The sequence below is a fragment of the Fructilactobacillus sp. X7R4C1 genome, assembly GCF_059901115.1.
Genome location: NZ_JBWXVD010000001.1, coordinates 204743 through 228623 on the forward strand (window position 1 = coordinate 204743; position 23881 = coordinate 228623).

Genomic DNA, 23881 nt, shown 5'->3' on the forward strand with positions numbered 1-23881 from the left:
CTAATCCTCCTTAATCTCATAAACTGGTTCGTTATACTCAACCATCGAACCATTATCAACCAGACGTTTCACGATGGTTCCGCTCACCGGACTTTTCACTTCATTGACCATCTTCATGGCCTCAATGATACAAACCGTTTCACCCTTTTGAACGCGATCACCATCTTTTTTGAAGTCGGGCTTTTCAGGACTAGGAGCAAAATACAATATTCCCACCATCGGTGCCTTTAGTTGATAATTACCACTAGTAGGTGCATTCAACTGAAGCTTTTCCTGATTTTCATCCGATTTATCATCCGCCGTTTTTTCAACGTGGGTGACTGGTTTAGAATGACTGTCAATCTTGGAGAAATAAAGTTGTTGACCGTTTTCGTCAATTTTTAATTCCTGTAAGTTGGACTTATCAAATTTAGTTATTAATTTTTCAATGTCTTTTTCATTCATTATTGATTCCACTTCTTTATCGCAATGACCGCGTTATGACCACCAAATCCAAATGAATTACTAATGGCGGTATTGACCGGCCTTTTAGCATTCTCTTTATCCACTAGCCTGATATGACTTTCTGGATCCTGGGTACTGACACCAACATTCACTGGCATTTGACTATGCTTCATGGATCCAAGAATTGCCACTGCCTCAATGGCCCCGGCAGCTCCAAGGGCATGACCAGTCATCCCTTTGGTTGAACTAACCAAGACGTGGTCATTATCTTTAAACAACTTGCTAATGGCCTTTGACTCAGAAACATCATTAGATTGAGTTGCTGTGCCATGGGCATTAATGTAATCAAGATCGGAAGTCTTGATGTGAGCTTCATCCAATGCTTGTTGCATGGCCCCAATGGCCCCTTCCCCATCTGGATCCGGAGCAGTAAGGTTGTAAGCGTCACTCGTTTGGCCGTAGCCAACGATTTCACCCAAAATATGTGCATCACGCGCTTTGGCGTGATCGTAATCCTCAAGCACTAGGGTTCCAGCACCAGCGCCCATTACAAAACCGTCCCGATCTTTATCAAATGGCATGGAAGCGTGAGCTGGATCTTCACTTGAAGAAAGAGCTGTTAGGGCCGCAAAGGCTGAAATTCCAACCGGAGTAATTGCTGCCTCTGATCCACCAGCGATCATCATTTTAGCCTTGCCAGCTTTAATGTATTCATAAGCATCGCCAATCGCGTTGGTTCCAGTTGCACAAGCTGTAACCACGGCTTTACTGGTGTTTTTAGCGCCAAAGTAGATCGAAATATTGCCAGCAGCCATATTAATAATGGTTTCTGGGATAAATAACGGGGAAAGACGTCTGGGACCCTTTTTGTACATTTTTAGAACCTGCGTCTCGATGGTACTAATACCACCAATCCCAGATCCGTAGATGACGCCAAGATCCTTTCCATCATATTCTCCTCGTTTCAACCCAGCTTGGTCCATTGCCTCTACGGCACTGTAAAGTGCGTATTGCGCAAATGGATCTACTCGATGATAGTCTCGTTTAGCTAAGCGTTTGCTTGGATCAAAGTCCTTTACGCCGGCTGCCACGTGAGCTTTAATCTCAGAGGTGTCAAAACTAGTGATTTTTTCGATTCCAACCTTTGAAGCCAACAAATTATCAATAAAAGTCTCAGCATCATTCCCGATCGGGGTTACTGCACCCATGCCCGTAACAACAACTCTATTACCCAATTGAATCCTCCCTTAAATAAACGGAACTACATTGTGAGCCCGCCATCAACAGTGATTACCTGTCCGGTAATGTATTGATTATTAATCAAAAACTCGATTGTTTCGGCTACTTCTTCAGCACTTCCAAAACGATGAAGGGGAATGGTATCTTCCCACCTCGAAATAATTTTGTCACTCAATTTGGCCGTCATGTCGGTCTTGATCATGCCAGGAGCAACGGCGTTACAACGAACCCCTCTAAGTGATCCCTCTTGTGCCGTCGTCTTTGTTAAACCAACAATCCCTGATTTGCTTGCCGAATAATTCGCCTGTCCCATATTTCCGTGAAGTCCCGAAATACTGGAAGTGTTGATGATAACACCAGCTCGTTTCTTTTGCATTGTCTTTAAGGCATACTTAGTCATATTAAACGTTCCAACAAGGTTGGTGTCTAACACAGCTTTAAAATCCTCTTCGCTCATCCGCGTTAAGAGTTTGTCCCTGGTAATCCCAGCATTATTAACCAATACATCGAGATGATCATGTTCATCTAAGATCTGGTTCACCATTGACTCAGCGTCTTCTTCTTTTGAAACGTTGCCAATCAAGATCTCAATCTCAGTGTCAAACTGTGACTTTAAATCTTTTACTTCGTCATCACTTAATTCTCGATGAGAATTCACAATCACAAAATTATGTGGATCTTTTGCTAATCGTTTGGCGGTTGCCAGACCAATTCCTTTGGTAGCACCAGTAATTAAAACCGTGCTTTTATCATTTTTCGTTGTCATGAATTAGTCCTCCAAACCAAGTTTTGCTTGTAAATCATTTAATTTCTTTAAACTGTCAACGCTATAAGCATCGACATCTTTAAGTGTCTTTTTTGCAAATTTAGTCAGTGTGTTCCCCGGCCCGATTTCAATCAGCGTATCTACTCCGTAGTTTTTGACCATAAATTCTAGATCCGCTTTAAAGTGGGTTGGATTGACCAACTGACGGGTTAACGTATCGGAGAGGTTACCCTTGTTAAACAGGTCAACGTCAGTGTTGCTGATCACTGGAACCTCCGGGGTTTTAAAGGCAACATTCTCCATTCGCTTTGAAAGCAAATCACTCGCTAGTTGCATCAGCGGAGTATGTGAAGAAACGGCCACTTTCAAAGGAACGACCCGTTTGGCTCCCCGGTTCTTAAGTTCTGCACTAGCTGTTTTGACCCCAGACTCAGTCCCACCAATCACAGTTTGTTCGCTGGTATTGAAATTAGCTGGGTATGCTCCATCAACTTCGTTAGTTACGTCAACCACCACTTGGGGCTCAACCTTTAACACAGCAGCCATTGAACCGGGATTTTGCTTTCCGGCTTCATCCATGTAGTGGCTTCGGTCACGCACTAATTTTAATCCTGATTGAAAAGATAGTGCTTTAGCAGATACTAAAGCACTATACTCGCCTAAACTAAGACCCATCATTGCCTGCGCTTTAGGAAGCTTGCCAGCTAAAATCTGGTAAATCCCATAACTCAAAGTCAAAATGGCAATCTGAGTATTTTCAGGATCGTCAAAAACCTTCGGATCGGATAGATCAAGATTTAAAGTATGCGACGCGGTATCGACCACGTTTTTATAGGTATCGTTATTTTGATACAAGTCAGATCCCATGTTAGCAAACTGTTGTCCCTGGCCACTGAATAAATAACCGATTTTCAAAATTTAAAACACTCCTAAAATAAAAAACACTTTATTATTTATCGTTCTTTTCGTCAATTTGCTTTGCAACATAATCAACTAGGTCAGAAACCGTCTCCATGCCCTCGTCACTATCAATTTCGATGTCATAGGCATCTTCTAGGGCATCCACAATTTCAAAGATATCTAATGAATCTAAATCCAAGTTATCTTTGAAGTTAGCGTCCATTTTAATGTCATCGGGGTTGATATCGGTTTGGTCGGTAACAACCGCCTTAATCTTGTCAAAAATCTGATTCTTATCTGCTTTTTCAGCCATAAATAATCACTCCATTTAATAAAATTTGTTTGTCCTCAATAATTAATTATAACAGTTCCAGTAGTTAATCCGCCACCAAAACCGACAAGGGCAACTTTGTTTCCTCTTTGAATTTTACCGCTTGTAAGCAAATCTGCCAATAGCAGTGGTTCACTAGCTGCCGCTGTATTCCCATATTCATCAATATCAATTGGGAACCGACTTTTCGGCAAATCAAGCCTTCTAACAACGCTAGTAATAATTCTGGCATTAGCTTGATGCATGACAAAAACATCAATATCATCTAAAGCTAAATGAGCATCTGTTAGTGCTATTTTAATTGAACTGGGAACCCTCTTTAACGCAAAGTTAAACACTTTATGACCATCCATCTTAAAGAACCGATTTTCCTGATTGGTACTTTTCCCAAATGGTGTAACGCAGGGAAAGTGTCCAGCTGTTAAAGCTGACCCCAAATCACCATAAGTTTGAAGGGACTCTCCTAAGATCTTCGAATCAGAACTAGGATCATTTTGAACCAAGATTCCAGCGGCTCCATCACCAAAAAGCACGGCAGTTGATCGATCTGACCAGTCCAAAAACTTACTTAATACTTCCGCACCAATCAAAATCCCACAACTACCGTTCTTTTTTGCTAACAACGAATTAAGAATTGACGTTCCAAACGCAAAACCCGTACATGCGGCATCAATATCAAACGCCACCGCATTGGTAGCATCAATTGCACCCTGAACGCTAGCAGCCGTCGATGGAGTCTGATAATCAGATGACATGGTGGCTACAATTACATAATCCAAGTATTTAGGATCAGTCCCAGAACTTTTCAAAAGCTTTTGAGCCACTTCCACACTCATTGACGTTGTAGATTCATTAACCGCAATGTGCCGACTTGAAATGCCCGTTCGTCTCTTGATCCATTCATCAGAGGTGTCCATAATCTTAGCCAGGTCGTCATTAGTGACGACCTTTTCAGGAACACTTTTGGCGCTTGAAATAATTTTAAAAGCACTCACTACTTATCACCTACTTAATCGACCCGGTCAGCTAACGAGAATTCAAGCGTGGCCGAACAAGCTTTATCGCCATTAACTTCACTATCAGCCACCATTGTGTAGGTTCCATCGTTAACTTCTTTTAAATCAACGTGAACTTTCAAAGTGTCGCCGGGTCGAACCATGTGTCTAAACTTCACATTTTTAGTTTTGTTAAGTTTAGTAACCTTACTTTTAGGATCAACATCAAGCGATTTCAAAATGAGGATTGACGCCACCTGCGATAAGGTCTCAACAATTAAAACTCCTGGCATTAGTGGAAATCCGGGAAAATGACCCTGAAAATAGTTTTCATTAGCGGTGACGTTCTTTACGGCATCGATTGACTCGCCCGGGGTTAGCTGATCCACTCGGTCCACAAATAAAGTTGGGTTACGGTTTGGAAGAATTTCCATTATTTTATCAATGCTTAACTGTTCCATATTTTCATCTCACAAAATTTAGTTTTACGTTACAAATGTGACGTTTGGTAACATCTTAACGTTTATTCAAACTGAGTGCCTCGCTACTTACTAAGAGGATTTTATCCTTTGAATTATACCCAATCGCCCATCGATTTCCGTATCGATCTCCAGGAATTCCTGGGAATTTATCGGCCTCATCATTATCCATATCCTGTAGATAATCATAGGATTCTGGGATGGGAGCCGAGTAACGATCGATTCCAACACCATCAACATAGTACATCCGCCAGTGATTAGTGTCATTTATGAAATGATGCTCTTGATCATAGGAACCGGGCATAACCTCAACGCTGTACTCAAGGTAATCTGGGTTGACCAGAACAGTATGACCATTATCCATGATTGCGGAATAATAGGTGCCATAGTCCACCAAATCTGGATAACGATGACGTTCAATCTTTTGCCGTGGCGCCAGCTCAATATCTGTCCCATCAATCACTCTCTGTTTATTAGGATGTCGTTTTTCATCGATTTCAGTTTGAAATTTTTTCAAGAATTCATTGGCCGAACCGTGCAATTTGGAAATACCATCCGAAATCCGATTTTTTCTAACCATGATACTGTCCCTCCTTAATTTTTTTACACTTGATTTTACCACATTGAAGACTAATTTCTAACGTTTGGGCACCAAGGTATCGTATACTTGCTTATAGTATAAGAGATCAAATAATCAATGAAGGTAGGTAAAAAAATGGAATTGAAGCTTGAACGAATCTATACCAAGCCCGTCGATAAGGATGGATACCGAATCCTAGTTGATCGTCTCTGGCCTCGTGGAATCTCGAAGGTTAACGCCGATCTAGATATTTGGTTCAAATCAATCGCTCCAAGTACCGAACTAAGAAAATGGTTCGGACACGACCCAGCCAAGTTTGAGGAATTCAAACAAAAGTATTTGGATGAACTAAAAAATAATCCACAAATGCCCGGATTTATATCATTAATTTCCACCCATTTAAAATCGGGTAACGTAATTTTGTTGTATGGAGCAAAAGATACAAAGCATAATCAAGCGATCATTATCTATCACTATTTGCTTGCCCAACCTGAGATTAAAGCAGAACTCAATCAGTAATGGAGGAATTTAACATGAAAACAGTAGAAATTGGTAAATCAGACGTAACGACCGTCCCACTAGGTTTAGGCACTAATGCCGTTGGTGGTCACAACTTATTTCCAAACTTAAGTGACCAAACCGGAATCGAAATCGTTAAAACAGCTTTAGACTCTGGCATTACCCTGCTAGATACTGCCTTTGCGTATGGCATGGGTGAATCAGAAAAACTAATCGGTGAAGCCATCAAGGGATACGATCGTTCTAAGATTCAGATCGCTACTAAGGGTTGTCAAAAGGTTCAAAGCGATGGAAGCGTTGTTATTGATGACTCTCCGGAATACTTAAAACAATGCGTCGAAGATAGTTTGAAACGACTTCAAACCGACTACGTTGATATCTTCTACATCCATTTTCCAGATGATCACACCCCATTAAACGAATCAGTGGCTGCTTTAAACGAAATGAAAAAAGCCGGTAAGATTCGTGCCATCGGAGTTTCAAACATGTCAATGAAACAATTAAAGCAAGCCAACCTTGACGGACTGGTTGACATCGACGAAGAAGAATACAACTTGATTGATCGCTCAGCCGAAAGGGAAAGATTCCCATATCTAAAGGAACACGATATTTCATTTGTTCCATTCTTCCCACTTGCGTCTGGACTCTTGACCGGCAAGTACAGCAAAGAGACTAAGTTCCCAGAGGATGATATCAGACATGACAATCCCGACTTTAAGGGCAAAGAGTTCAAAAAGATTGTTGAAAAAGTTGACCAACTAAAGCCAATTGCCGACAAGCATGACGCTACCGTTGCTCAAATCGTCATTGCTTGGTACATCAAGAATCCTGACATCACGGTTGTTATTCCGGGTGCCAAAAAGCCAGAGCAAGTCAAAAGCAATGCTAAAGCGTTAGACATTGACCTTAGCCACGCCGAGTATGATCAAATTAACACCCTATTTAAATAGAAATTAAGAAATGAAAAGCGTTCATCAAATGATGAACGCTTTTTTGACACTTATTTATTTTTAATTTCACGGTAGAAAATGATTTGAGCCGCTGAATTCCAGAAACTAATGAAAATCATTGGAACATATACAATTACAGAAACCACCGCGGCTAAAATAGAATTACCCTTCACAACGGTTGTAACGGCTGTCATCAAAATGGTTAATACGAAATACATACAGAAAAATAACAGCTGAAGATAAAAAAAGTTCCACTTGTAACCCTTCGTTGTTTGCCAAGCATCGGTAAATGCTTGAGTAATCCCAACTTCTTTTCCGGTCTCAATTTCATCTTGATACGAATACATCCAAAGACCCCATCCAACCGACAAGATGACGCCGGGAACAATCAATAGGAGGGCTGCAAAAGCCTCTGCAAGTGCCATTAATAGTCCTACCAGAATGATGACAGGCCAATTATACTTACGATTAAAAGCCACAAAAGCATTCTTAAACTTAAAACTATCATTTTGAATACTCTTGGCGTATCCCATGGCCAGAGAGGTAGAAAATAAGATTCCCACCAGACCAACGATTAATTCAAAGATTGAGAAAAGGGCTCTTTGCATGCCTTGAAGCTTGAACAACATCATTGGATCCGAAAAAGCTCCCACGACCCCAGCTGGGATGCCCATTAAAAACATCATCCACCAATTCTTCTTAACGATTCCCCACGACTTTGTCATTGCATTTGCAATCATATGTATTCCTCCATTTTTCGTTACTAGAATTATTACACGCCGAGTTCTTTTTGACAACGTAAAAAAAGAGAAGCAACTTGCTTCTCTTTTTGTAACTAATGATTAACTATTTAATTTCTTCGTAGAATTTAATGTTAGCCATTGAGAACCATACCATGTAAAAGATTGAAATTGCGATGGCGAGCACCGTCAAAATGACTTCAAGCACAATTGCAAAGACGGTCCATGTCAACATTGAGGCAAAGATCCACCAGAGAAGTGCACCTACCAGGACAATTACCGCGTAGGTTACGATGGCAATGATTAGGTTCAAAACTTTCAAACCAATCAGACCCCAACGATGGCCAGTCATGAGTTTCCATGAAGCTGAAAAGCCATCCATTAGATGAACTTTTTTACCAGCTCGTTGAGCATCAAAGTAGGTTAAGTATATGAACGCTAACCCAGTGGCAACAAAGATCCAAGCAATTCCAACTAATGCTAGAATCACAATTCCAACAATGATCAAAGCGACCACTTGAGCGGTGGTGGTGTTAAAACCAAAGACTTGAGGAACAAATGAAGCACTAATCACACCAGCAGAGGCAACAAATAATGCACCAAAAATGAAACTAATCAAATCCATAAAAGCGGCATACAGTGCTGCCACTAACCAAGTGTTTCCTTGTTTAAATGCCACAAAGGCATCCTCAAATTTAAACGTATTGGTCTCGTCACCAGTCAGGTATCCCATCGCTGCTGATTCAAATAATACAATCCCAATAATTCCAACGATGATCGAGATTAACCAGATACTAAAACTGGCACCCAAACTATAACTTAAACTCAAAGCCTCAGAATTTTGCAGGCTGCTAACCACTCCACCCAGAACAGCGGATATTAAGATCGCAGGAACAACCATTGCTAACAAAATCCAAAAATGCTTTTTGGTTACGTTAAGGGCACTTTTAATTGCTTTAATAATCATAATAATTCTCCCTTTGTTAATTTATTTACAATTTCATTATAACGAAATCTTAATAAAAACGCTATCAGTCACAATCACAACCAATAAAAAAAAGAAGCACACGCTTCTCTTTTGACTAAATTAGTCATCCCATTGGTCAACAGTGTCAACTGGAGCATCAGGATTCCCATTCCAACGGAAGTCACCGTACCAAATTGAACGCTTGTCAACGTTAAGGCTATTAATTAGGCGAATGTCATCGTCATCAAGTTCAAAGTCAAAGATGTCAGCATTGGCTTTAATGTATTTTTCGTGAGCTGACTTTGGAATTGAGATAATGCCACGTTGCATGTCCCAACGAATGATGATTTGTGCGGTTGATTTACCGTACTTTTCAGCAATCTTCTTAACAAGTGGATTATTTAAAGCGGCTCCACCACCAAGTGGTGACCATGCTTCAAGTTTAATGTCATTTAAATCACAGTATTCTTTAATGTCAGCTTCCTGTTCTAATGGATGAAATTCCATTTGGTTGACAGCTGGTTTTACGGAAGCATGCTTCATCAAATCTCTTAGACGACGAATATTGAAGTTTGAAACTCCAATGGCACGTGCTTTACCCTCATGGTAAATCTTTTCAAGAGCTCGCCAAGTTTCCTTGTACTTGCCATTAACTGGCCAGTGAATTAGTAACAAGTCAACGTATGAAGTTTGAAGACGCTTTAATTGTCCTTCAAAAGCTTCAAGAGTTGAATCGTATCCTTGATCACCATTAAATACTTTAGTCGTTAGAAAAACATCTTCACGTTTTAATCCGTTGTCAGTCAGACCTTTTTTCAGACCCTCACCAACACCGGCTTCATTTCCATATTGTTTAGCGGTATCGATTGCTCGATAACCATCATTTAGTGCCCATTCAACGGATTGAGCGGCGGTTTTATTATCACTCTTCCAAACACCCATTCCTAATTGGGGCATTTCAACGCCATTATTTAAACGTACTTTTGATTCTAAATCTCTACTCATACTTAACACCTCCATGAACTAATTGTAGGATATCACGTTATTTATTTCATGAATTTTGTTTGTTATTTTTAGCGAGCGTCACGGTAAAATCAAGCGTTCCCTTGTTCACGACGTCTAAGATGTACTGAAATAACATCATAATCCAAGAAAAGGCCAACGTGAACGAAGTAATCTCAAAGGCTGTTAGTGAGAAGTAGTGCACAACTTGAAAGAGGATACTGGCCAGCACTAGTAGTAGTCCAATCAAATACGACGTTTTCAGGAAGTTTTTAGAAATTCCAGGCCAAAGCCAACGAATTCCGGCAATCAGAATAATAATAATCCAAACTAACGACCAGCCAAACTGAGTGTGCCAAAAATGCATCCACGGAATCTGAATGTCATTGGGAATAATCCCGATAGCGGCCACGTTAAACGCCATTAACGTCAAAAGGGTTCGTAAAATCCAAGTTTGAATGGTTGGTCTTTGAACTGATTTTAACGAAACAAACAAGAAATCAATCACGGCCCACATCAATAAAGCGGAAAAGATAATGGTCAAGTTAAACTGCCAACTGTCAGTTGCTCGACTCGTCCCCAAAAAGCTCAGATTATGGCGCCACCAGTAGCGATGACTGTTTGACGACATGGAGATCAGAACACCAGAAACAATGATTAGGTTCAAAAGATCGACTAATAAAGTTGGCGTTAGAGCCACTGCCACACTAATCATGACGTAGTTCACGATTCCCTCTAAAATGGCAATGATGATGGTCGCCGTATACACATCGAAAGTGGCGCCTTTAAAAGCAATTCCCAGAATCCAAAATACCCCAAGCAGCCCAACCAATAAACTGGCAGTAAAGGATAGAACAATCGTTGGAAAGTTTCGCCAGTAAATATTGCGATAAATGGTATTTTGTGGATTCTTGCGACTTTTAATGAGAAAAATCGTAAACAGTAAAGCACCAAAAAACAGTCCCAATACAATGGTGCCACTGGCAATCGAATATTTACCACTGATGGGGACGATCTGAAAGTGCCGATACTTAAAAAAGATCAGTGCGATTAACGCGGTCATCACCGCCGGAACCAGCGACCACCAGATCGAAACGTTCCACGAATTCGGCGTGCCATCGTTAACTTTCTCTACCGTCATACCCTGTCTTCGCAGTGTCAAGTTCAATTTGGCTCCCGGCTTAATATGGAGACGTTCAACGACCTGATTTGGGATTGCAATTTTATACTTTGGTTCCGTCATTATGATTCCTCGTTCGTTATGAATTTGAAAATAGTTTTATTCTTCTATTATAACGGACCCAGGACTAATTATTAAAAAAAGAAGCAGAATTCTATGAATTCTACTTCTTAAGTTAGTTGATAATTTTAATTTATTTGTCATCACCAGTGAAATCGAAAACAACACGGCCAACAATCTTACCAGCCTTCATGTCATCAATTACGTTGTTGATATTTTCTAACTTGTCAGTTCTAACGATTGGTTTAACCTTACCTTCAGCACCGAACTGGAAGGTTTCTCTAAGATCTTGTCTAGTTCCAACTAGTGAACCAGCAACTTTAATACCGTCAAGAACGGTCTTGTCGATGTTAAGTGCCATATCACCTTTTGGTAGAGCAACCGCAACTAAGGTTCCATCGGGACGTAATGCATTAACTGATTGAGTGAAAGCATCCTTGTTAACGGCAGTAACGATTGAATCGTAAACCCCACCAACTTTATCTTGAACTTGTTCAGCAACGTTACCGTCATGTCTGTTAATTAAAACATCGGCACCATTTTCTTTAGCAGCTTCCAACTTCTTAGGATCTCCATCCACAACTACAACTGGAGCACCAAAGACGTTTTTGGCAAGTTGAACACCCAGGTTACCTAATCCACCGGCACCAACGATTTCAACCCACTTGCCGGGTCTCGTGTCACCAATCTTTAAAGCTTTGTAAGTGGTAACACCGGCACAAGTTAGTGAAGTTGCTTCAACGGGGTCCAAGCCTTCAGGAACCTTAACGGCGTACTTAGCATCAACGATACATTCTTCTGCCATGGCACCGTTAACGGTGAAACCAGAGTTTTTAACGTTACGACATAAGGTCTCATTACCAGTAACACAATACTCACAAGTACCGTCAGCTGAGTAGAACCAAGCGATTGAAACTCGATCACCAACTTTTAAGTCGGTAACATCGTCAGCAACTTGAGTTACACGTCCGACTCCTTCGTGACCAATGATTCGGCCCGGAACTTCACCGAAGTCACCCGAGGCAACGTGGAGGTCAGTATGACAGAGTCCACAATACTCAACTTTAACTAAAGCTTCACCCTCGTGAATTGGACGAAGTTTGACATCTTTAACATCAACGTATCCATCTGAATTATCTCTAACAACTGCTGCTTTTACCATATTAATTCTCCTATTCCCATGATTTATAGTCGTCTATCTATCAACAATTCCTATCATATAGTTAAAATTTTCACGTGTCAACAGGGAATTGTAAGCGATAACAGATTGTAATATATCCTTAAAAAACGAAGAATTAAAAAAGTGATTTATTTCCATGCCCAGGGGTCTTGATGCCATTTATTAAGTCGCTCGTACTGATCATTTTCGATTTGACCGTTGTTAAGCATTTGCTTAATTAGTTCAGGATAAGTTAACAGCGGAACAAATCTTAAATCAGCCTTGTCAAAATTATCGTCGGCATCACTAAAACCATAGGAGAAGATGGAAACCACCCCATCAACTTGATGGCCGTCATTTTGAACTGCCTGAGCTGCTTTAATCACACTGCCGCCAGTTGAAATTAAATCATCAATGAGCACAATGTGATCATCTGGGCCTACTTTTCCTTCAATCTGTTTACTGGTTCCATGATCCTTTGGTTTGGATCTAACGTAGATCATCGGTAACTTCATTGCTTCAGCTACCCAGGCTGCATGCGGGATCCCAGCCGTTGCCACTCCGCCAATGACCGTGACGTTCGGAAAATTAGTCTGAATTAACTGACCAAGTACCTGATAAATCTTTTTTCTTAGTTCTGGATACGAAATCGTTAAACGCAGATCGGTGTAAATTGGCGACTTAATCCCACTGGCAAACGTAAAGGGGCGTCTTGGATTCAGTTGAACGATTTGGTCGTTAACCAGGTCTTTTAAAATCTCAGTTGTACTATTCATAACTAATCTGTCCCCTTTTTTAAATTCCATTCATCATTGTATTTTTGATAAGCCCGATAAGGATGTTCACTCTGCGTAATGGGACGTCCTACGACAATGGCAGACGCACCATCACGTCGCGCTTGTTCTGGTGTTGCCACCCGTTTTTGATCTTCACTGGCATCGTCTTTACTTCTGATTCCCGGCACAACGTAATCAAAATCAACCCCAACCTGCTTCACTAAATCGGGCAACTCCTTAGCGGAGGTAATAACTCCCTCACAACCAGAACTTTTAGCTAACTTAGCTAGAGAAACCACCTGCTCATTCATGCTCAAAGAACAATTTTGTTCGTTAGCGAGTCCTTTTTGCAAAATAGAAGTTAATTCGGTCACCCCTAATAACTCGGGAATCTGATTATGAGAGTGATTACTGCCATCCACTAAGCCGCGCTTAGCAGCCCTCATCATTTCACTTCCGCCAAGTGTGTGCACGGTCACGTAGTCAACCCCAAGTTGAGCAAGCTGAAACATGCCCGCGTATACAGTATTAGGAATGTCCATTAACTTCAGGTCTAAAAAGATTGAACACCCTTTATTTTTGATTTCTTTGACCGTCTCAGGACCGTATCGATAGAAAAGTTCCATGCCAATCTTGACCGTCAACTGACTTGGGTACGCAAATTGATCCAAAAACGTATTTACGTCCATCTGCGTCGGAAAATCCAGCGCAATCATCATCGTCTTCTTCATTTTCTTACCTCGCAAAAAAGGACCAATCACAGACGGGTGTCAGAGAATGGTCCTTTAAAATTAAATTTATATCAGTTAATAAACATAATCCTGGTTTCTCTGAACCAACTTAATTAATTATTACTCTAAATATAGGGAATATCGGTGGGGCCGTCAAGATAAAAGTTCATCTTGTCAAAACAATTTTACTATGTAATAATCACTAACAGCGTCAAATAAACAAGACCAGTGAGTCTTAATTTGGAGGAAATTATGGATAAAATAAGCAATAATACTGAGCACAGCCATGCATCAATGAGCAAGAACCAGAAACTAGTCTTACTGTCGTCTAGTTCTGGCTTTGGTCTTGAAAACATGGATGTGCTTTTTCTGTCTTTTACAATGAGTTCGATCATCGCATCCTTACACATCTCAGCCGGAGCGGCCGGGTTAATTGGAACCATCACCAACTGGGGAATGTTGCTTGGTGGCGTGATCTTTGGATTTCTTGGTGACCGTTTTGGTCGAGTCAAAACGTTTACCTACACCATCTTCATCTTTGCGTTTGCGACCGCTCTAATGGGATTTGCCAACAATATCTACTTAATCTACTTTCTAAGACTGTTGACCGGGATTGGAGCTGGTGGTGAGTATGGACTTGGCATTACTTTACTAGCCGAAGCCTTTCCGAAGAATAAGTTAGGAAAAATGTCATCAATTGCATCAGTCGGAGGGCAAGTCGGTGCTCTACTTGCAGCTATCCTGGCCGCCTTTATTATTCCACACCTTGGCTGGCATGCGTTGTACTTGTTCGGGCTCATTCCGATTGTCCTAATCTTCTTCGTTAGACGCCACCTACATGAGTCGGATGAGTTTCTTGAATCAAAGCAGGAACAGACCATTTCAACTGGTGAAGCAATTAAAAAATACATGTTTTCAGACTTTAAGACCGCCTATCAGAGTGTCGGTTTGATGATTATGACCACCGTTCAAATCGCTGGATACTTCGGTTTAATGAATTGGCTTCCAACCATCGTTCAAAAGCAAAGTGGCTTAAACGTCGCGGGATCCTCACTGTGGATGATTTCCACCATTATTGGGATGAGCGTTGGCATGATGGTGTTTGGCACGATTCTTGATCACATCGGACCACGGCTCTCATTTGGGATCTTCCTAATTGCCTCATCAATCATGGTTTATTTATTGGCCCTAGCGCACACCACGATTGCTCTACTAGTGATTGGTGCGGTCGTTGGTTTCTTCTCAAACGGGATGTACGGCGGATACGGTGCGGTTGTGAGTCAACTCTATCCCACTGAGGTTAGAAGTAGCTCCAACAATATCATCGTGGGAGTTGGGCGAGCTGTTGGTGGAATGTCATCGGTCATTATCGGAATTCTAATGGATCAATACAACCTGTACGTAGTAATGATTTTCCTTTCCGTTTTATATTTAATCAGCTTTGTCACCATGATCAGCATCCCTGGCATTAAAAAATTAAGTAAAAACACTAAATTAAGTGCAAATAACTAACATTTTTAACCCAAAAGAACTAGAATAGACATGAATAAATGAAAAAGGGGATATATAACATGGCTGATGATTTTGAAACACCACGCGTATTAGACGAAAAGATGTCAGAAGTATTTGATTGGAGCGACGACTCAACTCCAGTACGTGATGCATTATGGGATCACTACATGGAAGATAACAGTCATGATACCATGAAGACTGAATCTGATATGGAAAAGTACTTAAACATGAGCGATGACGACGTTAAAGCTGATGCTGAAAAGTTACTTAAGAAATAGTTTTTGATTCTTAGAACTCATCATTAATTGATGGGTTCTTTTTTATACAAAAAGAGATGACTGAATTGTCATCTCTTTTATTTAGAATTAATTATTAACGATTCGTCTTATTCTACGCCCTTAGTTGAAGATATCATATCTAGTTTTTTTAATCTGCTTCTAATCATTATAATTGTAGACAAAGCAGCTAGAACAACAATCAATGAAGCTAGAACGATACTAGTAATAGAAATAAACGGATAATAAATTATCTGACTGGTATTAAAAGTAGTTACGTACTTGGATAGGAACCAATATCCAAACGGAATTCCTAAAATCCAACCAACTACCGTAATTGTTAAACTCTCAATAATCGTTAAATTTCGGATCTGTTTACGAGAGAATCCTAATATCTCAAGAGTAGCATAACTTCTTGACCTTTCTGCAAAACTTAGAGATCCCAAATTATAAAGAATTACAATGGTCAAAAGGATCCCAAAGATTTGAATCATCAAGAAAATACTACTCAAATTATTTACCATACTTTTAGCATTACTTTTTTGTTCTTTCAAACTAACAATCTGACTAACATCTGGACTCTTCTTAATTGAATTTGAAACGTCTTGATGATTTGTCAAAATTGACGTTGGTTGAAATTTCAACCCATTACTGGTCCACGTCTGTTTAGTTACATACATTCCTTGTGGTGCATTTGATTTAACGATGCCCTTTACCTTCAACTTCAATTTATTCGTACTTAATGACGGCTTGATAAAAACGGTATCATTTTTCTTAACGTTAGCAGTTTTAGCAATTCCCTCAGCTAGATATATACCACCATCATTAATTCCTTGACCATCATCGGTTTTAAGATTGATTTGAGATCCAGAACCCAAGACAGTAAGTGGACGATCAAATTTCCCATTTGGACTTAAACTAGCGTAAGACGTTTCAATCTTCTGTCCGTTAGTTTTGTTAACAATTCGATTAATCTCTGTCTCACTAGTCTTTTGGTTTAAATTAATCTTTTTAGCATAGTTATACTCATGTCCATACGTTTGATTAACCTGATTGTCCATTGAATTTTTCGTACCAAATCCAGTCATCACCAAAGCTAACCCACCGATAACGCCGATTAATCCCATCAGCATTTGAATTTTATTACCAAGATTATCTCTAATTGACCAACGATTACCAATAGGAATTTTATTCCAAATTCGAGGAAATCTTTCGAGAAAGACTCGTTTACCATTTTTAGCAGTACTGCCCTTCCTAAATGCCTGGGCTGGAGTTAATCCATGATTCACTTGTGCCGCTAGTAGTGCTGAAAAAATACATATAATTATTACTCCCACAGCAACGTAGATCGGTGTGGGAGTATAAGCAATTTGCCATAACGGAAGCGAAAACATAGATTTCTGTGAATTCATTACAAATGTTGAAAGTGCTGGAGCTATTATCAAACCAGCAATTGCACCAATTCCTCCAACAAAAAGACCATACATTGAGTAATACATGGACAATGCTATATTGGAATATCCTAATGACTGTAAAGTTGCCATGTCCTTTTGTTGCTGATCAATTATTTTTCTAATAGTGGTATACATGGCCAATACAGCTAATAGAATAAAGATAATTGAAAACAAAATTGAAAGATTACGTATTTGTTTTACTCGATCAACAGCTGTTGAGATACCAACATCGGATTTTTGAGTTTGCAAAGTGATAAATTTACTACCAATGATATCTCTAATTTTACTTTCAGTTTTAGAATTATCACTGTCTTTAATATCGACAATATTATTAAGGGCTGGCAATTTAAATTTATTGAACAATGTCTTTTCACTAATGATTCCATACCCATAGTTTTGTTCTTGAGGAGATATGAAATCATTGGTCCCGGTATAATACATCTTGTTCGGAGAATTTATCATACCGACCACTGTTAATTTAATGGGTTGGTTATTGAAATTAATAGTGACTTGTTTTCCTTTCTTTAACCCATTCTTTTTAGCAAACTTCTCATTCAAATAAATGCCCTTAGTATTTTTATTTATATTCTTGCCATTAGTTTGAAATGTACGAGAAATTTCTTGGGTTCCAGGAGTATCAATCTCTAAATAACGTTTATCCCCCTTTAATTGTGCCGTGGTACTAATTTCTGTTTTAGCCGATGTCTTTGAAACACTTGGAATCGACTTAATTGTATTTAGTTCTTTATTGCTCAATCCTGTCGATTGTAATGTCGATGTAGCCAAATGGGTTTCACTCGTATACTGATTAATATTTTGTTTCATACCATTCCATGTACCTTCTAAACCGGTATAAAAAAGAACACTTAGAAACGCCATCAAAAAAACGGAAAAGAATTGAGTCCAATTTTTCACAACCGTGCGGGTTAATTTCTTAAATAAAAACTTCATCCCCAATCAACCTCCTCAACTTCAAGCGGAGTTGGATTGTCAACGATCTTATCTATTTTGCCATCTTTAATATTGATAACTCGATCAGCAATTGGAGCAACTAATGGATTATGGGTGACGATCACCACGGCCGTATTTTCATTTTTACTACCCTTTAGAATTTTAAAAACTCGTTTTGAGGTTTCAGTATCAAGTGCACCAGTAGGTTCATCACAAAGAAGTACTCTGGGATCTTTAGCCAAGGCTCTCGCAATCGAAACACGTTGCATTTCCCCTCCAGATAACTGATCAGGAAAATTATTTCTTTGTTTTAAAAGACCAACCTTTTTCAAATATTCTTCCGACACTTTCTTGTACTTCTTGTTTTTTAATTGTGCCGAAATTGCCACATTTTCAAATGCCGTAAGATTAGAAATTAAATTATAAAATTGAAACACAAATCCGACAACGTCTCTTCGATAAACTGTCAATTGCTTATCTGACTCTGTGTTAATAAGATCATCATTATATAAAACTTTACCTGACGTTGGTTTATCCATCCCACCTAAGATATTTAAAGTTGTACTTTTACCGGACCCACTTGGTCCCAAAATCACCGTTACTTTATTCGAATCAATATCAAAACTAACGTCGTCTAAAGCATGAGTTGTTTCAGATCCATTTTGATAACTTTTACTGACATGTTTTAAGCTGAGCATAAGTGGTACCTCCATGATTAATTATTAGAAATGTGATAGTATCTTAATTTTTTCGCTGATAGTTGGTTTATGATATTGCTCAATAATTTTTTTAGATACCATTTCTCGACTTTTTTTTATTTTTTCATTTGCATCTATTAATGCATCACTCGTTGATACAATCTGAGGCAAGTGAAGTATTTCAATAATTTTATCTACTCGTTCATATGGTGAACCGCCAATAATATGCATAGGAATATTTAATTTCTTATAAGCTTTAAATATTTCCTCATCGGATAGTTGACGATATTTTTCAGAAACCGGTCTGTGGCCATCTGGATCCATCTCAAATTCTATTGGCAAATGAATGATTTCAGTGTAAGTACTTTTAGCATATTTATTAACAACTTTTCCATATCCATTTAAGTATTTTTTCATAAATTTATTGGCATTAATTCCTAAAAAATATTTAATTAATTGTTGGTACCAAGGCGCACCAGGATTAATCCCTATTTTGGTTCTAACAGTTCCATATATCCATTCGTTTAATACCGACCCATCAGAAATAAAATCAGTTTTTTCATCAATTAGTTTTTCTTCAGCTTTAATTCTTTCTTTGAATCTATACAGTCCCAATGCTAATAGTTCTGTCATATTCATATCTTGGAATCTTAATCCTGGGTATAACGAAGTTAAAATTTCCCTAGCAGACAACGCATTAATCATCGGAATACCAGTTGCTATTGACAGTGCTGTTGTAGTAGTTGTTTTTCCAGTAGAATAAGTGCCAGAAATAACAATATGCTTCTTTTGATTATTCAAATTAAACACCATCTTTCTGCAGAGCGGTTTTTGCGCTTACATGGACTAAGTCCATTTGATCATGACCTCTCATATCCATAGAAAGCCAAGTTGTATCTTTAGTAGTAATGGTCCTATCATTAACTACATCTAAAAATAATTTATCTTTTTGATTTGTCTTTAACAATTTGTTTTTATTATTAAGTTTAAGTTCTAATTTTCTAACCCAAAAATTATTAGAATCATCCCTGGAAACGCCTGCCATATTGAACGCAAGAGCTTCACCAAGTTGTGCGAATACAACTAACCAAGACACAAGATATACAGACAATTTATTGTCAGACATGCCTTCAAAATCACACAATAAAGATTTACTAGATTTAATATTTATATCAAAAATATTATTCCTTATTTCTTTATATTTATTAAATGTATTGGGAATAGATTCCATACATTTTTCAAATAAACACTTAACTTTCATATTTCCGATACTTCCAGTTAACTTAAATAGTCTAGTTAATTTGTCCAATTCAAATTCAACTTTTATATTATTAGAAATGCTAATTGGATTTTTCCCAGTTTTAACGTAAAAATCTGTTAGTATAAAGTCATCACAATTAATCCCCAACTTAGTTAAAATCATATTAAATATTTTTATAGTAATGACTATGGAATCAATACTACTAACATGTTGTGATTGTGATACATTACCCTTAACTGACCAATTATCATATTTAGAAACCTCAACATATGACGTCCATAATCTATCTGTATTTTGAATCAATTTAACATTATGGGATATTTTTTTATACCCACTACCAAAATATCTATTTTGGTAATTCCCAAGTAAATCATCAATAGAGTCAAAGTTCATCTGTACAATCCTCCTTTTATTATTATTTGTATAATATATTTATAAGTTTAAAAATAAAAGTAGGGTAATTTTTTAAAGTATCAGCACAAAAGTAAACTGGAGGCACTTATGGAAAACAATAACATCATCGATGACTGTCCTATTCAACCAGTTGTGGACATCATTAGTGGAAAATGGACCTCATACATTCTCTGGGAAATTTACAATAAAAATAATCATTATGGAGGTATCACACGGGCATTACCTGGAATTAGTACCAGAACATTATCAACAAGATTAAAAATGTTAGAAGACAAGCAAATCGTTACGCGTAAAGTCTTTAATACAAACCCTCCCACTGTAGAATATAATTTAACTAAACGTGGAATGGATTTAGCCCCTATTTTAAAGTCAATGAAGAAATGGTCAGAACGATATAAAAAATAGAAGCAAAATGACTGCCAAAAGTCATTTTGCTTCTATTTTTTATATTAAATTGTTAACGATCAGTAACCAACTTATATCCCCGCATTGGCACCGTCTTAATTTTTCCCTTTAGTCCAACTTGATCTAACTTGCGTCGAAGTAAACTAATGTCATCTTCAATGGCATCCTCATCAATAAAACTTCCGTTCGCCCACAGAAACGTCATCAATTCCCTTTTGGACACTAACTTATTCTTATGCTCAATGAAAAGGACCATTAGTGAAGTCTCCGTTGGAGTTAGCTTAATCGACTGTGTATTACTGCTTAGTTCTCCCACTGCCGGATTTAAAGTGAACCCATCAAAACTAAATCCATTACTTTTATCTACCAAATTCTCATCCCCGATTTTATTTATTAAAATTGTCACAAAAAAAGGAAGCTACCGAGTAGCCTCCTTTTAGAGCTTATTAATCGTTGTCGTCCAAATCGTCGACAACCTTTTTGTAATCTTTCATAAATTTATCATAAGCAGCAGAATCGAACTTGTCGAACTTACCAACTTCATGAAGGGTGCGTTTAATTTCATGAATGGCACGGTGTTCTTCTAACCAACGATGAACTTTGTGGCCCTCTTGTGATTCAGTGCCTTCCTTGTCCAAAGTTTTTTGGAGTTCGTTCATAATTTCTGAAATCTTATCTAATGCTTTTGTTTCTTTACTTTCGTCTGACATAACAATCTCTCCCCTTTATTTAAGTATGACATCATTATATCTTGAAACATCAGGGGTTCAAACCAATATGCTCAAGGGTTTAAGAAAGTTATAAGAGTTCTTCTTGATTCTTGTGTCGCTGGACGTACTGCAGGATGTAAACGGCCAAAATAACCAGAACGGCACCAAGGACTTCAATCCAACTGATGTGGGTGTGTAAAAAGATCACACTCAAGATAAAGGTTGCAACCGGTTGAATGGCGTCTAGTAAACTAATAACTTCTGATGAAGTAAAGCGGGAAGCGTAGATCAGTGATGAGAATGTGAGTAGGGTTCCAAAGAGGATGATCCCACAAACACCAAGGACTCCACCCATTCCTAAGTGGGGCACGTTGGTCCAAACGGGATGATTAATGTTAAAGGCTAAACTGGCAATCAGAGTTCCCCACCCAAGAACCACGATTGGTGAGTTGTCGTGAGCCAGTGGCCTTGGAAGCACAACGTACAAAGCAGCAGTGATTCCAGAAATGATCCCCCAGAAAAACGAGTCAAAGGGAATGGATAATTGAGAAAGGTCCCCCTTAGTAATTGAAAGGAAAACTCCAGCTAGCGCCAAAATGAAGACCACGATGTCCATCTTCATGGGCTTTTTGTGCATGAACAGAAAACCACCCAATAGGATGAATAGCGGTGACAGGTACTGCAAAATCGTGGTGGCAGCGGCGTTTCCAGTCTGGATACTAACGTAGAAACTTCCCATGTTGGCAGCCAAACCGAACAAACCGTATAAAACTAGCCACATGATTGATTTCCATGAACGGAAAACACTAAAAATGCCCTTTCCGTAAATAATGGCACTGACTAGTAACAATACAATCGCAGCCCCGGTAGTCCGTGCTGACAAAAACCAGGCAGCTGGAATCCCAACGTTTTGTGAAACGTACTGCGTAATAACGCCAGCAACACCCCATGAAGTTGAAGCAAACGCCGCTAAACTAATTCCTTTAACGGTGTTGCTCATCTTACCCGTTTTACTTTTCATATTCTCTCCTCACAGTCTACTCTTGATCTAAATGTGACTTTGCCTCATCAATCAACTTCAAATCAACGTAATCATTTAAAAAACGTTCCATCGGTGTGTACAAATGTCGTTTTTTAAAAGATACACTAAAATCCGCCACAATGGCAACCCTTAATTTATTTTCCGTCAAAAAAACCTGACCAATGCGCTGAAAATGTCCCTTAGTATGTTTCCCGATCCGCCAAGTATGAAGTTTAAAATTACCCTGCTCATCCTTCTTAATTACATAATTACCGGAGTCATCCAGTTTAACTGGAACCCCGGTAAAACGAATTACTTTATATTTATCTGTCATGATCTCGGCTAAAGCTTCTGTTGTTTAATATTGCGACGCTTGGAATCCTGCAAGATGTAGATGGCAAGAATTACCAAGGCGGATCCGACAATTTCCATTAAACTAATTTTGGTGTGCAAGAAGATAACACTCAAAATGAAAGTAACTACTGGCTGAACGGCATCAACTAAACTAACATCTTCAGAGGAAGCAAAGTGTAAACTGTGAAGCAAACATGCAAATGGGATTACGGTTCCAATGATAACAATGGCACCAATCCCAATGATCGCACCCATCGTTAAGTGAGGTACACCAACCCAAACTGGTTGATGAATGTTAAAGACCAATCCGGCAATCAAGGTTCCCCATCCAAGGACGACGATTGGTGAATTTTCTTCCATCAATGGCCGAGGGATGACAACGTAACATGCGGCCGTAATTCCTGAAACAATTCCCCAAAGTAACGCTGGCAGCGGAATGGCTAACTGATTAATGTCACCCTTGGTAATTGCCAAAAACACCCCGACAAGTGCCAACAGGAACACGATTAAATCAATCTTATAGGGACGTTTATGAAAGAACAAAAATCCACCTAAAAGGATGAACAGTGGTGATAAATACTGCAAGATGGTTGCTGATGCTGCGTTTCCGTCCTGAACACTAAGGTAAAACGACATCAGGTTGGCACCTAAGCCAATGATTCCATATGCCACAATACAAATAATCGATTTCCAGTCCTTAAAAACATGGAAGATTTTTTTCCCATACATAATCGAACCAATTGCTAAAAGTAGAATCCCGGAAAAAATAGTTCTGACGGACAAGAACCATGAAGCTGGAATAGCGGCATTTTGTGAGACAAACTGCAAAACAACCCCAGAAATACCCCAAAAAGTGGATGCAAGGGTTGCCCAAGCAATGCCCTTTAATACTTTACTTTTTCCAATGCTAGTCTTTTCTTCACTCATATTTTCACCCTAACTCGGCATAAACCGATTTATTTTTTTACATATCAATTTAATAGTTTAATTTTAGGCGTAAAGAACAGG

General features: G+C 38.9%; 29 protein-coding genes. 5 read left to right on the forward strand and 24 right to left on the reverse strand.

The window, feature by feature from the left end:
* From AC6UC9_RS01105 to AC6UC9_RS01140, 8 genes are read right to left on the reverse strand one after another with little or no spacing between them, the layout of a single operon-like run.
* Window positions 1-444 (reverse strand): acetyl-CoA carboxylase biotin carboxyl carrier protein, encoded by a 444-nt coding sequence (locus AC6UC9_RS01105; RefSeq protein ID WP_500695350.1) that lies wholly within the window; start codon window positions 442-444, stop codon window positions 1-3.
* On the reverse strand, window positions 444-1679 hold the full coding sequence (fabF, locus tag AC6UC9_RS01110) for a beta-ketoacyl-ACP synthase II (RefSeq protein WP_500700866.1): 1236 nt from the start codon (window positions 1677-1679) through the stop codon (window positions 444-446). Before fabF ends, AC6UC9_RS01105 begins: the two co-directional genes overlap by 1 nt.
* A 26-nt stretch (window positions 1680-1705) precedes the next feature.
* Entirely contained in the window at window positions 1706-2449 is a 744-nt protein-coding gene (fabG, locus tag AC6UC9_RS01115) for a 3-oxoacyl-ACP reductase FabG (RefSeq protein WP_500700867.1), read from the reverse strand.
* A 3-nt stretch (window positions 2450-2452) separates the two neighbouring features.
* Window positions 2453-3364: an ACP S-malonyltransferase gene (locus AC6UC9_RS01120; RefSeq protein WP_500700868.1), complete on the reverse strand. Its 912-nt coding sequence runs from the start codon at window positions 3362-3364 to the stop codon at window positions 2453-2455.
* A 34-nt stretch (window positions 3365-3398) separates the two neighbouring features.
* Window positions 3399-3662, reverse strand: coding sequence for an acyl carrier protein (locus AC6UC9_RS01125; protein WP_500693414.1), 264 nt, complete (start codon window positions 3660-3662; stop codon window positions 3399-3401).
* A 35-nt stretch (window positions 3663-3697) separates the two neighbouring features.
* Window positions 3698-4675, reverse strand: coding sequence for a beta-ketoacyl-ACP synthase III (locus AC6UC9_RS01130; RefSeq protein ID WP_500700869.1), 978 nt, complete (start codon window positions 4673-4675; stop codon window positions 3698-3700).
* 14 nt (window positions 4676-4689) lie between these two features.
* Window positions 4690-5136: a 3-hydroxyacyl-ACP dehydratase FabZ gene (gene fabZ, locus AC6UC9_RS01135; protein WP_500693412.1), complete on the reverse strand. Its 447-nt coding sequence runs from the start codon at window positions 5134-5136 to the stop codon at window positions 4690-4692.
* A 55-nt stretch (window positions 5137-5191) separates the two neighbouring features.
* Window positions 5192-5734 (reverse strand): hypothetical protein, encoded by a 543-nt coding sequence (locus AC6UC9_RS01140; protein WP_500693411.1) that lies wholly within the window; start codon window positions 5732-5734, stop codon window positions 5192-5194.
* Window positions 5735-5869: 135 nt separating this feature from the next.
* Here AC6UC9_RS01140 and AC6UC9_RS01145 point away from each other — a divergent pair, with 135 nt between their 5' ends.
* Both AC6UC9_RS01145 and AC6UC9_RS01150 read left to right on the forward strand, forming a co-directional pair.
* Window positions 5870-6253, forward strand: a complete 384-nt coding sequence (locus AC6UC9_RS01145; protein ID WP_500696451.1) for a DUF488 domain-containing protein — start codon at window positions 5870-5872, stop codon at window positions 6251-6253.
* Window positions 6254-6267: 14 nt separating this feature from the next.
* The gene (locus tag AC6UC9_RS01150; protein ID WP_500693409.1) at window positions 6268-7203 is read left to right on the forward strand and encodes an aldo/keto reductase; all 936 of its coding nucleotides are present in this window, start codon (window positions 6268-6270) and stop codon (window positions 7201-7203) included.
* A gap of 50 nt (window positions 7204-7253) precedes the next feature.
* Here the strand turns inward: AC6UC9_RS01150 and AC6UC9_RS01155 are convergent, their stop codons facing one another.
* The 7 genes from AC6UC9_RS01155 to pyrF all read right to left on the reverse strand — a co-directional run bounded on the left by AC6UC9_RS01155 (window position 7254) and on the right by pyrF (window position 13818).
* The gene (locus AC6UC9_RS01155; protein WP_500700870.1) at window positions 7254-7943 is read right to left on the reverse strand and encodes a hypothetical protein; all 690 of its coding nucleotides are present in this window, start codon (window positions 7941-7943) and stop codon (window positions 7254-7256) included.
* Between the two features lie 106 nt (window positions 7944-8049).
* Window positions 8050-8910 (reverse strand): hypothetical protein, encoded by an 861-nt coding sequence (locus AC6UC9_RS01160; protein ID WP_500700871.1) that lies wholly within the window; start codon window positions 8908-8910, stop codon window positions 8050-8052.
* 120 nt (window positions 8911-9030) lie between these two features.
* On the reverse strand, window positions 9031-9915 hold the full coding sequence (locus AC6UC9_RS01165) for an aldo/keto reductase (protein ID WP_500700872.1): 885 nt from the start codon (window positions 9913-9915) through the stop codon (window positions 9031-9033).
* A gap of 46 nt (window positions 9916-9961) precedes the next feature.
* Window positions 9962-11155, reverse strand: coding sequence for an AbrB/MazE/SpoVT family DNA-binding domain-containing protein (locus AC6UC9_RS01170; RefSeq protein ID WP_500695359.1), 1194 nt, complete (start codon window positions 11153-11155; stop codon window positions 9962-9964).
* A 130-nt stretch (window positions 11156-11285) separates the two neighbouring features.
* A complete protein-coding gene (gene adhP, locus AC6UC9_RS01175; RefSeq protein ID WP_500696445.1) occupies window positions 11286-12314 on the reverse strand; it encodes an alcohol dehydrogenase AdhP in 1029 nt (342 codons plus the stop codon).
* Between the two features lie 146 nt (window positions 12315-12460).
* On the reverse strand, window positions 12461-13087 hold the full coding sequence (gene pyrE / locus AC6UC9_RS01180; RefSeq protein WP_500700873.1) for an orotate phosphoribosyltransferase: 627 nt from the start codon (window positions 13085-13087) through the stop codon (window positions 12461-12463).
* A gap of 2 nt (window positions 13088-13089) precedes the next feature.
* Window positions 13090-13818, reverse strand: coding sequence for an orotidine-5'-phosphate decarboxylase (gene pyrF / locus AC6UC9_RS01185; protein ID WP_500700874.1), 729 nt, complete (start codon window positions 13816-13818; stop codon window positions 13090-13092).
* Window positions 13819-14070: 252 nt separating this feature from the next.
* Between pyrF and AC6UC9_RS01190 the strand changes: the two genes are divergently transcribed.
* Both AC6UC9_RS01190 and AC6UC9_RS01195 read left to right on the forward strand, forming a co-directional pair.
* Entirely contained in the window at window positions 14071-15330 is a 1260-nt protein-coding gene (locus AC6UC9_RS01190) for an MFS transporter (protein WP_500700875.1), read from the forward strand.
* A gap of 59 nt (window positions 15331-15389) precedes the next feature.
* On the forward strand, window positions 15390-15608 hold the full coding sequence (locus AC6UC9_RS01195; RefSeq protein WP_500693400.1) for a P8 family protein: 219 nt from the start codon (window positions 15390-15392) through the stop codon (window positions 15606-15608).
* Between the two features lie 107 nt (window positions 15609-15715).
* Here the strand turns inward: AC6UC9_RS01195 and AC6UC9_RS01200 are convergent, their stop codons facing one another.
* The 4 genes from AC6UC9_RS01200 to AC6UC9_RS01215 are packed head-to-tail and all read right to left on the reverse strand — an operon-like array spanning window position 15716 to window position 20362.
* A complete protein-coding gene (locus AC6UC9_RS01200) occupies window positions 15716-18010 on the reverse strand; it encodes an ABC transporter permease (protein WP_500700876.1) in 2295 nt (764 codons plus the stop codon).
* Window positions 18007-18708, reverse strand: coding sequence for an ABC transporter ATP-binding protein (locus AC6UC9_RS01205; protein ID WP_500695365.1), 702 nt, complete (start codon window positions 18706-18708; stop codon window positions 18007-18009). Before AC6UC9_RS01205 ends, AC6UC9_RS01200 begins: the two co-directional genes overlap by 4 nt.
* Window positions 18709-18732: 24 nt before the next feature.
* Complete coding sequence (locus tag AC6UC9_RS01210) at window positions 18733-19509, reverse strand: AAA family ATPase (protein ID WP_500700877.1); 777 nt, start codon at window positions 19507-19509, stop codon at window positions 18733-18735.
* A gap of 1 nt (window position 19510) precedes the next feature.
* On the reverse strand, window positions 19511-20362 hold the full coding sequence (locus AC6UC9_RS01215) for an AvrD family protein (protein WP_500700878.1): 852 nt from the start codon (window positions 20360-20362) through the stop codon (window positions 19511-19513).
* A gap of 108 nt (window positions 20363-20470) precedes the next feature.
* On the opposite strand from AC6UC9_RS01215, the gene AC6UC9_RS01220 reads away from it, so the two are divergent.
* Window positions 20471-20788 (forward strand): winged helix-turn-helix transcriptional regulator, encoded by a 318-nt coding sequence (locus AC6UC9_RS01220; RefSeq protein WP_500695368.1) that lies wholly within the window; start codon window positions 20471-20473, stop codon window positions 20786-20788.
* Between the two features lie 52 nt (window positions 20789-20840).
* Here the strand turns inward: AC6UC9_RS01220 and AC6UC9_RS01225 are convergent, their stop codons facing one another.
* The 5 genes from AC6UC9_RS01225 to AC6UC9_RS01245 form a co-directional block, all read right to left on the reverse strand.
* Entirely contained in the window at window positions 20841-21158 is a 318-nt protein-coding gene (locus tag AC6UC9_RS01225; RefSeq protein WP_500700879.1) for a winged helix-turn-helix domain-containing protein, read from the reverse strand.
* Between the two features lie 76 nt (window positions 21159-21234).
* Complete coding sequence (locus tag AC6UC9_RS01230) at window positions 21235-21498, reverse strand: hypothetical protein (protein WP_500693395.1); 264 nt, start codon at window positions 21496-21498, stop codon at window positions 21235-21237.
* An 88-nt stretch (window positions 21499-21586) separates the two neighbouring features.
* Window positions 21587-22519, reverse strand: a complete 933-nt coding sequence (locus AC6UC9_RS01235) for a DMT family transporter (protein WP_500693394.1) — start codon at window positions 22517-22519, stop codon at window positions 21587-21589.
* Window positions 22520-22535: 16 nt separating this feature from the next.
* Window positions 22536-22853, reverse strand: coding sequence for a DUF7671 family protein (locus tag AC6UC9_RS01240; protein WP_500700880.1), 318 nt, complete (start codon window positions 22851-22853; stop codon window positions 22536-22538).
* Between the two features lie 8 nt (window positions 22854-22861).
* Window positions 22862-23800 (reverse strand): DMT family transporter, encoded by a 939-nt coding sequence (locus tag AC6UC9_RS01245; RefSeq protein ID WP_500693392.1) that lies wholly within the window; start codon window positions 23798-23800, stop codon window positions 22862-22864.
* Between the last annotated feature and the right edge of the window lie 81 nt (window positions 23801-23881).

Bases quoted from the DNA above. Each gene is read 5' to 3' on its own strand.
- AC6UC9_RS01170 (WP_500695359.1), bottom strand. From the start codon at position 11,155: ATGACGGAACCAAAGTATAAAATTGCAATCCCAAATCAGGTCGTTGAA.
- AC6UC9_RS01215 (WP_500700878.1), bottom strand. From the start codon at position 20,362: ATGAACTTTGACTCTATTGATGATTTACTTGGGAATTACCAAAATAGA.
- AC6UC9_RS01200 (WP_500700876.1), bottom strand. From the start codon at position 18,010: ATGAAGTTTTTATTTAAGAAATTAACCCGCACGGTTGTGAAAAATTGG.
- AC6UC9_RS01165 (WP_500700872.1), bottom strand. From the start codon at position 9,915: ATGAGTAGAGATTTAGAATCAAAAGTACGTTTAAATAATGGCGTTGAA.
- fabG (WP_500700867.1), bottom strand. From the start codon at position 2,449: ATGACAACGAAAAATGATAAAAGCACGGTTTTAATTACTGGTGCTACC.
- AC6UC9_RS01150 (WP_500693409.1), top strand. From the start codon at position 6,268: ATGAAAACAGTAGAAATTGGTAAATCAGACGTAACGACCGTCCCACTA.
- AC6UC9_RS01190 (WP_500700875.1), top strand. From the start codon at position 14,071: ATGGATAAAATAAGCAATAATACTGAGCACAGCCATGCATCAATGAGC.
- AC6UC9_RS01240 (WP_500700880.1), bottom strand. From the start codon at position 22,853: ATGACAGATAAATATAAAGTAATTCGTTTTACCGGGGTTCCAGTTAAA.
- adhP (WP_500696445.1), bottom strand. From the start codon at position 12,314: ATGGTAAAAGCAGCAGTTGTTAGAGATAATTCAGATGGATACGTTGAT.
- AC6UC9_RS01125 (WP_500693414.1), bottom strand. From the start codon at position 3,662: ATGGCTGAAAAAGCAGATAAGAATCAGATTTTTGACAAGATTAAGGCG.
- AC6UC9_RS01160 (WP_500700871.1), bottom strand. From the start codon at position 8,910: ATGATTATTAAAGCAATTAAAAGTGCCCTTAACGTAACCAAAAAGCAT.
- pyrF (WP_500700874.1), bottom strand. From the start codon at position 13,818: ATGAAGAAGACGATGATGATTGCGCTGGATTTTCCGACGCAGATGGAC.
- AC6UC9_RS01105 (WP_500695350.1), bottom strand. From the start codon at position 444: ATGAATGAAAAAGACATTGAAAAATTAATAACTAAATTTGATAAGTCC.
- AC6UC9_RS01155 (WP_500700870.1), bottom strand. From the start codon at position 7,943: ATGATTGCAAATGCAATGACAAAGTCGTGGGGAATCGTTAAGAAGAAT.
- fabZ (WP_500693412.1), bottom strand. From the start codon at position 5,136: ATGGAACAGTTAAGCATTGATAAAATAATGGAAATTCTTCCAAACCGT.
- AC6UC9_RS01230 (WP_500693395.1), bottom strand. From the start codon at position 21,498: ATGTCAGACGAAAGTAAAGAAACAAAAGCATTAGATAAGATTTCAGAA.
- AC6UC9_RS01220 (WP_500695368.1), top strand. From the start codon at position 20,471: ATGGAAAACAATAACATCATCGATGACTGTCCTATTCAACCAGTTGTG.
- AC6UC9_RS01245 (WP_500693392.1), bottom strand. From the start codon at position 23,800: ATGAGTGAAGAAAAGACTAGCATTGGAAAAAGTAAAGTATTAAAGGGC.
- pyrE (WP_500700873.1), bottom strand. From the start codon at position 13,087: ATGAATAGTACAACTGAGATTTTAAAAGACCTGGTTAACGACCAAATC.
- AC6UC9_RS01235 (WP_500693394.1), bottom strand. From the start codon at position 22,519: ATGAAAAGTAAAACGGGTAAGATGAGCAACACCGTTAAAGGAATTAGT.
- AC6UC9_RS01140 (WP_500693411.1), bottom strand. From the start codon at position 5,734: ATGGTTAGAAAAAATCGGATTTCGGATGGTATTTCCAAATTGCACGGT.
- AC6UC9_RS01205 (WP_500695365.1), bottom strand. From the start codon at position 18,708: ATGCTCAGCTTAAAACATGTCAGTAAAAGTTATCAAAATGGATCTGAA.
- AC6UC9_RS01195 (WP_500693400.1), top strand. From the start codon at position 15,390: ATGGCTGATGATTTTGAAACACCACGCGTATTAGACGAAAAGATGTCA.
- AC6UC9_RS01145 (WP_500696451.1), top strand. From the start codon at position 5,870: ATGGAATTGAAGCTTGAACGAATCTATACCAAGCCCGTCGATAAGGAT.